This is a genomic window from Phragmitibacter flavus, from assembly GCF_005780165.1.
Taxonomy (GTDB): Bacteria; Verrucomicrobiota; Verrucomicrobiia; order Verrucomicrobiales; family Verrucomicrobiaceae; genus Phragmitibacter; species Phragmitibacter flavus.
On sequence record NZ_VAUV01000022.1, the window covers coordinates 1 to 14258 of the forward strand.

Annotated in this window: 10 protein-coding genes; 7 read left to right on the plus strand and 3 right to left on the minus strand. The window is 59.2% G+C overall.

All coding sequences use genetic code 11. The features are described 5' to 3' along the window. Positions 1-270: 270 nt before the first annotated feature. The 3 genes from mnmA to FEM03_RS21800 all read right to left on the minus strand — a co-directional run bounded on the left by mnmA (position 271) and on the right by FEM03_RS21800 (position 4275). A complete protein-coding gene (mnmA, locus tag FEM03_RS21790) occupies positions 271-1365 on the minus strand; it encodes a tRNA 2-thiouridine(34) synthase MnmA (protein ID WP_138088433.1) in 1095 nt (364 codons plus the stop codon). Positions 1366-1513: 148 nt separating this feature from the next. Next, a complete protein-coding gene (locus FEM03_RS21795; protein ID WP_138088434.1) occupies positions 1514-3523 on the minus strand; it encodes a fumarate reductase/succinate dehydrogenase flavoprotein subunit in 2010 nt (669 codons plus the stop codon). 44 nt (positions 3524-3567) lie between these two features. Continuing rightward, entirely contained in the window at positions 3568-4275 is a 708-nt protein-coding gene (locus tag FEM03_RS21800) for a succinate dehydrogenase cytochrome b subunit (RefSeq protein ID WP_138088435.1), read from the minus strand. A 352-nt stretch (positions 4276-4627) separates the two neighbouring features. On the opposite strand from FEM03_RS21800, the gene FEM03_RS21805 reads away from it, so the two are divergent. The 7 genes from FEM03_RS21805 (at position 4628) to FEM03_RS21835 (ending at position 14258) form a co-directional block, all read left to right on the plus strand. After that, a complete protein-coding gene (locus FEM03_RS21805; protein WP_138088436.1) occupies positions 4628-5221 on the plus strand; it encodes a hypothetical protein in 594 nt (197 codons plus the stop codon). Positions 5222-5229: 8 nt separating this feature from the next. After that, a complete protein-coding gene (gene vccC / locus FEM03_RS21810) occupies positions 5230-6336 on the plus strand; it encodes a Verru_Chthon cassette protein C (protein ID WP_138088437.1) in 1107 nt (368 codons plus the stop codon). A gap of 9 nt (positions 6337-6345) precedes the next feature. Beyond that, positions 6346-7005 carry a Verru_Chthon cassette protein D gene (gene vccD, locus FEM03_RS21815; protein ID WP_138088438.1) on the plus strand — a complete coding sequence of 220 codons (660 nt, stop codon included), beginning with the start codon at positions 6346-6348 and terminating at the stop codon, positions 7003-7005. A 205-nt stretch (positions 7006-7210) separates the two neighbouring features. Then, the gene (vccA, locus tag FEM03_RS21820; protein ID WP_166443058.1) at positions 7211-11341 is read left to right on the plus strand and encodes a Verru_Chthon cassette protein A; all 4131 of its coding nucleotides are present in this window, start codon (positions 7211-7213) and stop codon (positions 11339-11341) included. A gap of 160 nt (positions 11342-11501) precedes the next feature. Continuing rightward, complete coding sequence (locus FEM03_RS21825) at positions 11502-12299, plus strand: glucosamine-6-phosphate deaminase (RefSeq protein ID WP_138088440.1); 798 nt, start codon at positions 11502-11504, stop codon at positions 12297-12299. Positions 12300-12333: 34 nt separating this feature from the next. After that, positions 12334-13563, plus strand: coding sequence for an N-acetylglucosamine-6-phosphate deacetylase (locus FEM03_RS21830; protein ID WP_138088441.1), 1230 nt, complete (start codon positions 12334-12336; stop codon positions 13561-13563). Continuing rightward, on the plus strand, positions 13473-14258 hold the full coding sequence (locus FEM03_RS21835; protein WP_138088442.1) for a sugar phosphate isomerase/epimerase family protein: 786 nt from the start codon (positions 13473-13475) through the stop codon (positions 14256-14258). Before FEM03_RS21830 ends, FEM03_RS21835 begins: the two co-directional genes overlap by 91 nt.

Below are 14258 nucleotides of genomic sequence, written 5' to 3' on the forward strand. Positions count from 1 at the left end.
CAATACAACGCTCTCTTCAGTTGAAGAACTCGCTGCACCTCGTGATGCCCTCGTTTTCGGTCGGGAGGAGATACTAACCTATTCCCCGTTCCGTGCAAGTCTTTTAGTCACCTTTTTTAAAAGTTTTGGAAATCTCAAACCGCTCGCCAAGCGCCTCGCCTAGATACATCAGCGATTCGGGAAAATGACCGGCGGGATGTTTTTCCACTGAAATTCGAATTTGGTCGGCTGCATGTGTTTGGCTCTGGGTGAGATTATGATTCTTCCCCCTCAGGCATACACAATCTCCTCAAAGACCGAGCCACCCAGCAACTGATCGCCATCATACAAAGCGCAAATTTGTCCCGGGGTGAGCGCGCGTTGCGGTTCGTCAAATAGCAGCTCTGCCGTTTTGCCGTCATTCGAAGGCGTGTAGCTCGCCAAGGCGGCGGGACATCGATAGCGAGGTTGGGCCATCAGACTTCTGGGTTTGGCCAGATCAAACGATGCAGGTGCTGCATTCGACAGACTCCCGATGATACAACGTTTGGCCCACAAAAGAGGCGTGTCGTCCCGCTCGATCGCCACAACCAGTTCATTGCGTTCAGGTCGCTTGGCCACCGCCACGTAGGCTTGCTTGTAGAGATTTGACGCCACACGCAACCCTTTGCGCTGCCCCAAAGTGTAGAGATGCAATCCGCGATGCTCTCCCAATACTTTGCCGTTCAAATCGACAATGTCCCCCGGGTTGTCCTCTACAAACGTCCTTAAAAAGTCCTCCATGCGAACCTCGCCAATGAAGCATATCCCCTGACTGTCCTTTTTCGCCGCGGTCTTCAATCCCAGCATGGCAGCCTGCTCACGCACCTCAGGCTTCGGCAGATGACCAATTGGAAAGCTCGCAATCTTCACCTGCTCAGGCCGCAGCATCGCCAGAAAATAGCTCTGGTCCTTGTTGCCATCGACGCCCCTAAACACTGAGGGCTCGCCATTCACCATTTCACTCCGCGCGTAGTGCCCCGTGGCGATCCCATCGAATCCCTTCTCCTTCGCCCACTCCCACAACACCCCGAACTTCATCTCGCGATTGCACATCACATCTGGATTGGGCGTGATCCCTTGCTGATACCCCTCCAACAGATACTTCACCACCTTCTCACGATAGTCGCGCATCAAATTGACCACCCGAAACTCCACGCCCAACTGGTCCGCCACCGCCCGCGCATCTTCAATGTCCTCCTGCCATGGGCAGTGGCCGATCACGTTCTCCTCGTTGATCCAGTTCTTCATGTAGGCCCCCACCACCTCGTGGCCTTCACGCACCAAAAGTGCTGTAGCGAGGCTGCTATCAACCCCACCGGACATCGCTGCTAAAATTCGAGACATGGCATCAAAGAAACTTCAGTGGCTGTCTTCGCCTTTCAAACCAAGATCACGCAGCCCTGAGTGGATAACATACGCCCTCGAGAAGCTCATCGCTAACCCGAGGGCAAAGAAATTCCCATATCCAGCTGCGGCCATTCGCCGCACCTCATCAAACATAGCTCCTCACTGCCAGGTGCACCTCTTCATACTCAAGAGGCTCTTTGTGCAATTCCGGCTTGGAAACATCACCGCTGTAGCCCCAGGCCGCCACATAAGCGAACTTCTCGTCGTTCCGCAACGCTTCGCCCGCCTGACCCCGTTTGGCATCCTCATCTTCTCTGGTGTATTGATGCTCCACCCGGAAATGCCCGCCGCAGCTCTCCTCACGCTCCAGAGCATCGCGACACATCAATTCGCCGAACTCCATGAAGTCCGCCACCCGTCCGGCTTTTTCCAACTCCTGGTTAAACTGCGCGTTGCTTCCCGGAATATGCAAGTTGTTCCAAAACTCCTCACGCAGTTCAGGAATGCGTTTGAGCGCCTCCATCAGCCCTTCCCTGCTCCGGGCCATCCCGCATTTCTCCCAGAGCAACAGACCAAGCTCCCGATGCAAACTGTCCACACTACGTTTGCCTTTGATGTTCAGGAAACGATGGGTGCGCGCACTCACCTCTTCCACTGCCTGCGCGAACGCCGGATGACTGGTGGTGACCGAACCCGGCTTCTGCGACGCTAAATAATTCGCAATCGTATACGGGATCACAAAATACCCATCCGCGAGCCCCTGCATCAGCGCACTTGCGCCCAGACGGTTGGCGCCATGATCTGAAAAATTCGCCTCTCCCAACACATGCAGGCCCGGCACATTGCTCATCAAGTTGTAGTCAACCCATAGACCGCCCATCGTGTAATGCACCGCCGGATAAATCCGCATCGGCTGCTCATAGGCGTTCTCGCCCGTGATGCGCTCATACATCTCAAACAAGTTGCCATACTTCTCCGCCACCACCGGCTGACCCAACTTGTAAAGCTCCTCATTGGAAAGCTCCCTGCCACCCGCCTTGTCCTTGCCGTAACGCAAAATGGCATCCGCAAAATCGAGGTAAACCCCCAGCTTGCCCGGACCCACCCCACGCCCCTCATCACAGGCCTCCTTGGCCGAACGACTTGAAATATCACGCGGTGCCAGGTTGCCGAAGCTCGGGTATTTGCGTTCCAAAAAGTAGTCCCTCGCCTCCTCCGGAATATCGCTGGCCCGCTTGTCACAATCCGCCGCATTCATCGGCACCCAAACGCGACCATCATTTCGCAACGACTCCGACATCAACGTCAGCTTGCTCTGGTAATCGCCACTGACCGGAATGCACGTCGGATGAATCTGCGTATAACAAGGATTGGCAAAATAGGCCCCCTTCTTGTGCGCACGCCACGCCGCCGTCACGTTGCAGGTCATCGCGTTCGTCGAAAGGAAAAACGCATTGCCGTATCCGCCCGTCGCCAAAATGACCGCATCCCCGGAATGACTGGTCACTTCACCCGTCACCAAATTGCGAACCACAATGCCCTTGGCATGTCCATCGACCAGCACCAACTCCAGCATCTCCGTGCGATTATACATCTGCACATTGCCCCTCGCGATCTCCTTGCTCAACGCCGAATACGCTCCCAACAACAACTGCTGTCCGGTTTGTCCACGGGCATAAAAGGTCCGGCTCACCTGGGCGCCACCAAATGAACGGTTTGCCAGCAACCCCCCATACTCACGCGCCAGCGGCACGCCTTGCGCTACACACTGGTCAATGATGTTCGCACTCACCTCCGCGAGTCGATAAACATTCGCCTCACGAGCCCGGAAGTCACCGCCCTTGATGGTGTCATAAAACAAACGGTAAACGCTATCGCCGTCGTTCTGATAATTTTTGGCTGCATTGATCCCACCCTGTGCGGCAATGCTGTGTGCCCGACGCGGACTGTCATGGAAACAGAAACACTTCACCTTGTAACCCAGTTCCGACAATGTCGCCGCCGCTGACGCACCCGCCAGTCCACTGCCCACCACCAGCACCGTAAATTTGCGCTTGTTGGCCGGGTTGATCAACTTTGAGTCCTGCTTGTGCTTGGACCATTTTTGCGCAAGCGGACCAGATGGAATGCGGGCATTTAGGGTAGGATCGGACATCGCGATAAAAAGAAAAATTTGATCAGAAAAACCGTTGCGTCACTTTACTTCACGATGCCAAACAGCACCGACAGAGGGATTGAAATATTGCCAACAAAAATCAGCATCGCATAACCAATACCCACCGCCTTGAACAGCGGCCAGGTGCGTTGCGTCGTCAGACCAAGCGACTGGAACACACTTGAAACCCCGTGGCTCAAGTGCAGGCACAAAAGCGCCATCGACAAGATGTAAAACCCCGAAACCAGCCAGCTGGAAAACCCGTGCACCACCATCGCATACACGTCATGCACCTTCGTTCCCGCCAGATCGTAATTGGCATACGCCGCCGTGCCATATTCATTCCCCGCATGCACCGTGAACTGTAGAACGTGAAACACGATGAACGCCAGCAAGATCAGACCGCTCACAATCATCGTCCGTGAAGCCAAAGTCGACCGGCGCGGCTTCTTCACCGCATATCCCGAATCCCCACGTGCCACCCGATTCTCCTGCGTCAACTTGATCGTGAAATAAATGTGCAAACCCACCATCACCAACAATCCTATCCGCGCCACCCACAACAACGGCCCCATGCTCTTCAGCTTGTGTCCGTAAGCGTTCAATGCCTCAGGCCCCAGGAAGATCAACAAATTCCCAGCCATGTGCCCCAGCACAAAAAACGCCAGGCCAAGACCGGTCACGGCAATGATCATTTTTCTTCCGAGAGAGGAGCGTAAAAAGGCGAAGATTGACGAATAAAGGGCGCTCATGGGTGGTGAAATATCTCAAAGATCTTGGCAGGAAACCCCGCTACAATGTCGATACGACACAACGGTGCAAGAAAAGCCGACACAAACTGTTTATCGAGATACGTTCGCAACAAAAACTCGGGCATAAACGTCTCGTTTATCGCCAGGGGAGGGCAGACGCCCGCCCCCTCCGACGAGCATCGCATGCGATTGCTCAGCATCGAAGACGCTCATAAGGAAATGAGAAAACTACTGTTCACGCATCTCCCAAGTGCTGAAAAAGATCAAGATACGGCCACTTTGCAGCTCAATGCCAAGCCTCATTCGGCACGGCTCAAGCTTAGTTGGCAGATGAACTTATCTGCTAACCATCATGAAATACCCGACATCCTCCGCCAGCCTTTGGGCCAAACCATTGGCAACCCCAGCCTCCAACCCTGTCGCACCCATCCGCCGTGCCAATCACTGGCGCTCTGGCTCCACCCTGGTCGAAATGGTCATCACCGTCGGCCTTCTCGTTTCCGTTCTCGTGCCGCTCGTCGGCCTTCTCACCATGGGCATGGAAACCAGCCTGAAGGCCGGTGTCAACACCATCGGCTCCCGCATTACCAACCAGCTCATGGGCGAACTCCAGCAAGCCGACTGGCAGGATCTGGACGGCTGGAACGGTCGCACCATGTATTTCGATGATCAGGGATTGGCCATGCCCGATTCCACCCTCGACCGCGCCGCCGCCTTCATGGCCCAGGTCTACATCTCCACCCCCGGCGTTAACCTTGCCACACACAACGCCAACGCCAACAACGCAACCCAGCGCAAAGTCACCACCGTCGTCTCCCCCGCCAACGGCGAACGCAGCATCAAGTTGCTGGCCGACACCCTGAGCGCTCTCGAAGCAGGCAAGGCCACTCCCACCACCGTCAGAGTCGGCCATGGTCTCGTCACCAAAACCGGCAAAGACATCTAATACCAAAAATGAAGTTTCCCCTCCCATCATCTTCATTCGCGGGATCTGGCCCATCTCTGGATGCCAAAAAATCCCGCCAGGCCTTCACCCTGGTGGAGCTGCTCGTCAGCGTCGGCATCTTCTCCATCGTCCTTGTCGCCATGGGCGAGATGGTCAACGCCGTCCTCAACCAGCTTCGCATCGCCGAAGCCCGCTTCAGCCAGTTCCAAGAATCCCAGGCCGCTTTCGACAGCATGACGCGCCGACTCTCCACCTGCGAAATCAACCCTTACTACGACTACCAATACCCAGGGTCTCCCCCCGATACCAGCGCCGTTCCGACGAAGTATGATCTGGAGTCCGACCTCCACTTCGTCACCGGTCCCTCCAGCAGCGGCAGCCGCGCCCTCCTCTCCTCAGGAGACCACCCCACCCACGCCGCCTTCTTCCATGGAACCTACGGCCTCACCGACACCCCCGCCTGGCAGGAACTCGGCACCTTGCTCAACAGTTGGGGTTACTTCCTCGAGTTTGGCGACGACGACAACCATCGCGCCACTTTCCTCAACGACGCCAGCACCTCCCCAAAACGCTACCGCTACCGACTCAAAGAATTGCAAGTCCCCGCAGAAGAGCTCCGCACCTACGCTGCCAAACTTAACACCAAAAACTCCGCCACCGACCTCTACGCCTGGTTCCGCACCGCCGTCACCGCCAACCACTCCCATACCCTTGCCGAAAACGTCGTTGCCCTCGTCATCAGCCCCCTTCTCGCCTCACCCGATGCCAGCGTTTACGAAAAAGAAACCGACCTCGCCCCCGACTACTTCTACGACACCCGCGCCTATCAACACAACGCCGCCAGCACCAATTTGATGCAACGCACCCGCCACAAACTCCCGCCACTGCTGCAAATTACCCTGGTCGCCATCGACGAAGCCTCCGCCCAACGTCTCGCCGACGAACACGGCAGCAGCATGCCCAACCTCTACCCTGGCAACCTCTTCACCGACGCCACCCGCCTCAACGAAGACCTCACGACCCTCGAAGCCACCCTCACCGAGCGCAAACTTCGCTACCGCGTCTTCACCACCACCATCCGGCTGCGCAACGCCAAATGGACCTCCAACCCCTGACCCGATCTCATGAACCACTCTACCAGTTCACGTCACCGGAGCCGCGCCTTCACCCTCATTGAGGTCCTCATTGTCGTGACCATCATGGCCCTGCTCCTATCTGTCACTGCCAGCGTTTCCCAAGGCGTGGTCAACTCCATGAACTTCCGGCAGGCCATTCAAAACGTCAAAACCCAGCTCGAAGCCGCCCGCCAATCCGCCATGACCACCAATCGCAGCGTCATGGTGCGCCTCATCGAAGGCGAAGACGAGTTTGGCAACCCCATCTGGAACGGCCTTCAAATCGGCTCCGCCGAATCCATCGTCGATCCCGCTGCCGCCAATTACGCCACCCCTGTGTCCGGCAGCTTCGAACCCCAGTTCAAAGCCATCGACTCCATCGAGACCCTCCCCACCGGCTTCGTTTTCCACCCTGCCAGCACCTACTCCACTCTGCTTTCCAATCACGCCAGTCTCAACACCGGCACCATGACCGATTCCGCTGGCAGTAGCAGAAAATACACCGCCTTCAGTTTCCTTCCCGACGGACGTTGCTCGCTGCCCAGCGACACCGACTGGACCCTCACCCTAGTTCGCGAGCAGGACATCAAAGCCGCCACCCTCCCCGCCGATTACGCCACCATCCAGCTCGACCCCCGCACCGCCCGCACCCGCGTCTACCGCCGATAAAAAATCGTCCTCGTCCTCCTACTCGAACTCGTCCTCGACAACAGCGACTCTCAAGCACCCAAAATTCCCAAGCCCCGACAGCGCCCGATTCTTCAATCTCCTACTTTTACTCTTACTCCTCCTCCCCGCTCAGCATGCCCATCCGAGGACGAGTTCGAGTAGGAGGACGAGGACGATCACACCCCATCTCTCACTACCCATGCCCATGAAACATCACCCTTCCGGAATGGCCCTGCTCCCCGTTCTATTCATCATCTCGCTGATCACCATCATCGTGGTCATGTTCTTCAGCCTCTCGACGCTCCAATACAAATCCTCCACCGCCCAAGCCGCCGCCCAGGACGTCGGCAGCCTGCGCGACACCGCCCTCAACATCGCCATTGGCCAGCTTCGTCAAGGCACCACCGAAGCCAACGCCCTCTGGATCTCCCAACCTGGAGCCATTCGCACCTACGCCGCCAACAGCGGCACCGCCTCCAACATATACAAACTCTACAGCGCCGGAGAAATGACCACCGCCGCCGATGGACTTACCGCCGCCGCGCAAAATCTCGAATCCGACGTTCCCGGCACCTGGAACGCCATGCCCCAAGTCTACGCCAACCTCAACGAACCCACCATTCGCGAAAACGGCGACCTCTCCTTTCCCATTATCGACCCCCGCGCCATGGACTCCATCAATCCGGTCTATCCGGTCAGCCAAACCCCCGAAGGTTTTCGCTACTCCGACAAACTCGCCGTCAGCGACGCTACCATCAGCGGCGTCCGTCCGCCCGGCACCACTCCCGAAGATCAACGCCTCCCCATGCCCGTCCGCTGGATCTACATCCTCGCCAACGGCACCTACGGCGTGCTCGATCCCACCACCAAAAACTTCATCCCCTTCCAAGGGCAGGGAGTCGGCTCCACCCCATCCCCCGACAACCCCATCGCCGGCCGCATCGCCTTCTGGACCGACGACGAAACCAGCAAAGTCAACATCAACACCGCCAGCGAAGGCATCCACTGGGACACCCCTCGCGCCGCCACTCCCGAAGACGTCGAATACGCCAAACAACCTCCCGCCCGCAATGAAGTCCAGCGCTTCGGCGGCCACCCCGCCTCCACCAGCCTTAGCAGCGTCTTCTTCCCCGGCCAACGTCTCCTCCCTGGCACGCCGGAGCATGCCATCAAGCTCAAGCAGATCTACGACATGGTTCCCCGCGTCAATTTCCGCTCCATCAACGATCCAAAAGCCCCCGCCGCCGGAATTCTCGGTGCCAACGCCACCCCCATCGCCTACGACAGCGACCGCCTTTACGCCAGCGTCGACGAATTCCTCTTCCAGGCCCCAAGCGCCAGTTCCGCCACCCCTGACGTGCGCCCCACCCAACCCCTCTTCGCCAGCAACCCGAAACAAATTGCCCGACTGCGCTTCTTTCTCACCGCCGAAAGCCGCGCCCCCGAAACCACCTCCCTCGGCACCCCGCGCATGTCCCTTTGGCCCATCAGTGGCGATCCCAACAAAACCTCGAGCTACTACACCTCCTTCGACCGGGTCGCCATGTTCTCCACCACCCTCGGCGGCAAAACCTACAGCTACCGCCGCTACTCCAGCCCCACCAGCGCCCTCAGCGAATACGGCCTCAACTCCGCCGTCGCCCAAGACTGGAACAAAAACCTCAAAGGCAACGCCGACCTCGGCGACTACCTCGTCGCCCTCAGCGCCAACAATCTTCAGGGATACCCTGCGTCCATGACCGATAAATTCGGTTCATCCAATACCGCCGCCGGAATCATCTCCATGTTGGAATACGTCCGCCAGACCAACATCCACGACACCACCCTCTCCACCGCCGGCACCAAAGTCTCCCCCTACGACATGGGCATCTGGGGCAAAGACACCTACGGCCCCTCCGAAGCCCACGGACAAATCATCAACGTCGCCGACACCATGGTCCCTCCTTCCATCGGCGATCAACTTCGCGCCGACCCCGACATCCGCCTCAACGCCCTCAACCGCATCTACACCATCTCCGAATTCGGACTCGTCCTCAGCCTCGCCGCCGAAAACCGCACCGACGGCACCAAATTTAATGATGCCCTAGTCACCAGCCTCAAACTTCCACCCGGCTACAAAGCCATCCAGGTCGGCACCGTTTTCGAAGGCTTCTGCCCCAGCCAGGGTTACTCCATGATCGCCCCCGCCGTCGGCACGTGGATTGACGGCCTCCAGTATCGCACCTCGCCGACCACCAACGCAAAATCCGGCCTCACCATCATCACCAGCCAAAGCCCCAATGGCCGTCTTCCAGGAGGAGACATCACCAAAACCACTCCGGCCATTGAACAGACGAAAGGCCTCACCTCCCTCAACGAATGGCAACGCTGGGGTCGCTGGCAGCATTCCGTCCCCAGCCTGGCCTACCTCACCGGCATCAACATGCCAAGCACCATCGCCAGCAAACAATCCCAGGGAGCCAAATGGTGGGTCGGATGGGGCGGCTCCAGCGGACGCTACCACTACATCGACCCGCCCACCGACGCCATCATCAGCGGCGGCTACGAAACCAATGTCAAAAACGTGGGCGTCAACAATTTCTACATGACCCAATTCGGCGAGACCAGCTCCACCTCCACCCACGCCTCCCAATACAGCCGCGGATTCTACCTCGTCCCCAGCAGCGACACCCACGTCACCCTAAAATCCACCAGCCCGCTCGAACTCTACAGCGGCTACGTCAACCACGGTCCCAATCACTCCCGCATTCTTCACGTCATCACCATTCCCCCCAACATGGTCGTGCCCGTGCCCAAAGCTCCCGTCGCCCGCAAGCCCACCTGGCGGCAACGCTTAATCGATGCCAGTGCCGCCCGTGCACGTCTCCCCGAAATCATCGACCCCAACGACGTGGTCAGAACCTGGACTGTTCGCCACGGCGACTACCGCCTCTCCTCCCTCCGCGAGAATGAGAGACCCGTCATCGGTCAACCCAGCAGCCTTCCCGAAAAACATCGGCTTTTCGCACCTCATCCCAGTTGGAATCCCGCCGAACTGCCCGCCTCCGAACTGATCACCGCACAAGACACCCTTCAAATTCATTCCTTCACCAAATCCGGTGGCGAATGGGAAACCCCCTCCGCGCGTCCGTCTCGCGGACTGGCAAACGGCGTCACCTACGCCGCGAAAAATCAGCCTGACTTCGTCCGCGATCCCGCCTCCGCTCAATACTTCCCCGGCAAACCCTCCTCCTACCCCTACAGCGTCGACCCCTCCGAAACCCGCGACTGGGACAACGGCACCGGCATCGCCCCCGATGGCGCTTACTGGAACAAACCCGATGACGTTGCCCAACAATGGGAAGGCACCATCCCCCCCTACTTTACCGCCAAACCCTGGGACGGCGTCCGCCCTGAACAACTCAATCAAACCGTCGCCCCCAACCAGCTCATCCCCTCCGCCGTCATGTTCGGCAGCATCTCCTCCGGAGTCCACACCGGCCTACCTTGGACCACCTACCTCTTCCGCCCCAACCTCTCGCCCGTCGGTCACCTTGGCGAAAAAGGCAACGCCATCACCGGCACCCTGTCCGGCGCACCGCCCGACCACGCCATTCTCGACTGGTTTTGGATGCCCGTGTTGCAACCCTATGCCGTCAGCGAACCCTTCTCCACCGCCGGCAAGATCAACATGAACTACCGCATCGTCCCCTTCACCCACATCAAACGCGCCACCGGCCTCCACGCCGTGATGAAAAGCGAACGTCTCCTCGCCATCCCCACCAGTGCCGGCAGCACCTACAAAGACTACGCCTCCGCCACTTCCAACAACGGTTGGCGTCACTACCTCGACATCGAAAAAACCCTCATCCAGTGGGAAGATCGCTTCGATGCCGGACAATTCTTCAAAACCCCCGGCGAAATCTGCGAACAATTCCTCGTGCCCGAAGGCCAGAACATTTCCTCCGAAGACCTCAGCGGCATCCGTTCCGACATGACCGACTTCTGGGACGACCACAAACTCAGCGGCGACAACACCCTCGAACGCCCCTACGCCAACCTCTACCCCCGCCTCACCACCCGCTCCAACACCTTCCGCGTCCACTACCTCGTCCAAACCGTCCGCAAAGCCCGCACCAGCGACCCGCTCACCTACGATCCCGAAAAAGACAACATCACCGGCGAATCCCAGGGGGACGCCCTCATCGAACGCGCCATCGATCCCAACGATCCCGCCCTCAGCACCCCCGACTACGACTACCTTGGCAAAGCCAACACCGGCACCCTCAACACCGCCAGGTCCCTCGACACCCTCTACACCTGGCGAATCCGCCACCTGCGAAACTTCGGTCGGTAAAAAAACCGGACATTTCATTGCAAGAAACTCATGCCCTCGGCGTGCCCGGATCCCCTATGCCCACACCCCAAATTCAAGTCCTAAAAAGAGCTACATCTGACTCATAAACAGACGCATCCCAACGCCCTTCTTGCTACCCTTGACCAACACTCTTCCCACCATGACCACCATCGCAGCCACCCAATTTCAAGTCGACGACCTCACCGTTCAAATCCACCCCACCGTCGAGGACCTCGCCTCCACCGCCGCCCAGGCCGCCGCCGACATCCTCCAGTCCGCCATCGACGAAAACGGCAAGGCCTCCGTCATCTTCGCCACCGCCAACTCCCAGGTCGCCTTTCTCGACGCCCTGATCAGCGGTCAAGGCACCCGCTGGAACATCGATTGGTCAAAAGTCACCATGTTCCACATGGACGAATACCTCGGACTCCCCCACACCCATCCCGCCAGTTTCCGCCATTACATGATGAAAAACGTCGAACCGCGCCTTAAGCCGCGTGCCTTCCACTACCTCGAAGGCGACGCCCTCGAACCCCTCGACGCCATGCAAACCTACGCCGAACTTCTCGCCGAACACGCCCCCGACCTCTGCTGCCTCGGCATCGGCGAAAATGGCCACCTCGCCTTCAACGACCCTCCCGTCGCCGACTTCAACGACCCGCATCCCATCAAAATCGTCAAACTCGACGAACCCTGCCGCATGCAACAAGTCGGCGAGGGCCACTTCCCCCATCTCGACGCCGTCCCCCCCTACGCCCTCACCCTTACCATCCCCGCCCTCTGTGCGGCCAAACACATGCTCGCCATCGTCCCCGAAAAGCGCAAAGCCCAGGCCGTTCTCGACACCCTCACCGGCCCCATCTCCACCGCCTGCCCCGGTTCCTATCTCCGCACCCAACCCCACTGCATCCTCTTCCTCGACGAAGAATCCGCCAGCCTGCTCCCCACCGCCATGTGATCTTTTTCCCCCATCCTTTCGCCTCCCGCCTTCCATGCGACTCAACCTTCAGCCCATCGCCGCCAGCGGATTCACCACCGCCCGGCACTACCGAACCGGCGAACCCCTCCACGTGCGTTGGGAAAACCATCAACTCACCCTGGTCACCCCCGGCTACGAAGAGGCCTGTGACGACCAATGGATCGCCCCCGGCCTCTTCGACCTCCAGGTCAACGGCTACGCGGGTATCGACTTTCAAAACGACCACGCCCTCTCCCGCGAAGCCCTCCTTCACGTCGTGCGCACCCTGCGCAGCGACGGCTGTCATCGCTTCCTCCTCACGCTTATCACCACCGAGTGGCCCAGCCTCCTCCACCGCCTGCGCCGCTTTCGCGAAATCATCCACGCCGACCCCGAACTCCACGCTGCCATCCCCGGCTGGCACATCGAAGGCCCCTTCATCTCCGCCGAACCCGGCTACATCGGTGCCCACTGTCCCGAATGCGCCCGCGATGCCAATCCGCAAGACATCCGCGACCTCAAAAACCTCGTCGGCAACGATCCCCTCCTCCTCACCCTCGCCCCTGAACGCAGCGGCTCCCTCGACACCATTCGCGAAGCCGTTCGCAACGGATTCATCGTCAGCTTCGGCCACACCAACGCCACCCGCGACCAGCTCGAAGCCGCCCACCAGGCCGGAGCCAGCGCCTTCACCCACCTCGGCAACGGTTGTCCCCAACTCCTTGATCGACACGACAATCTCCTCTGGCGCGTCCTCGACAAACCCAGGCTCCACACCGGCATCATCGCCGACGGCATCCACGTCTCCCCCCAGCTCTTCCGTATCATGCACCGACTTCTCCCCGACCCGCTCGTCTGGTGGACCACCGATGCCATGGCCGCCGCCAGCGCCGAACCCGGCACCTACACCATCGGCAAAACTTCCGTCACTGTCGGCACCGATGGCATCGTCCGCCATCCCACCACCGGAGGCTTCGCCGGCTCCTCCCTCACCCCCATTGAAGCCATTCGCCGCGGCAGCCAGATGCTCGACCGACCCTGGCGCGAATGCTGGGACTTCCTCTCCACCAACCCCGCCAAAATCATGGGGCTCACCTCCGACCTCCAACCTGGTTTTCCCTCCGGCTTTCAACTCCTCCGACACGCCTCCGTCAACGAATACACACCCGTCCCATGCGTATCGCCCATCGCCTCCCATCTTGGAATGGCGCGTCCTTCCAAACGCTCTGTGAAAAAGCCGCAGCCAGCGGCGCTCATGGAGTAGAAATCGCCCCTTCTGATATCCTTCCCGACCCTCGCGAACTCACCCTCGTGCAGGCCGCCAGCCTCATCCGCACCGCCCGAACGTTCGGACTCGAAATCATCGCCTTCCATCAAATCCTCTCCCAACCCGCCTGGTTCAACCTCCTCACCCCCGATCCCCTTCTACGCCGCGACACCGACAAATTCCTCCAACACCTCATCCGAATCTGCGGTGCCCTCGACGGCCAGATCCTCATTCTCGATAGCCCCAACGCTCGTCACATCAGCCCCCGCTGGAACCGCAACGACTCCATCCAACGCGCCGCCGAACTCGTCCATCAATCCGCCGACATCGCCCACCAACACGGCATCACTATCGCCATCCAACCGATGCCCCGTTCTCAAACCCACTTCCTCAACACCGCCGCCGAAACCATCGCCTTCTGCGAGCAAGTCGACCACCCCGCCTGCCGACTCCATCTCGACCTCCCCAGCATGCACGACGAAGGCAAACCCCTCACCGACATCATTCGCGACAGCCGCGGCTGGCTCGCCCACCTCCACCTCGGCTCCTCGTCACCTCACCCACCCCAAGACGACGCCATCATTTCCGCCCTTCACGAAATCCACTATCCCCACTGGATCAGCCACAGCTCCACCAAAGAAAAATCCACAGCCGCCCAGCCACGCCAACTCCAATCCATCGCCCAACACTAA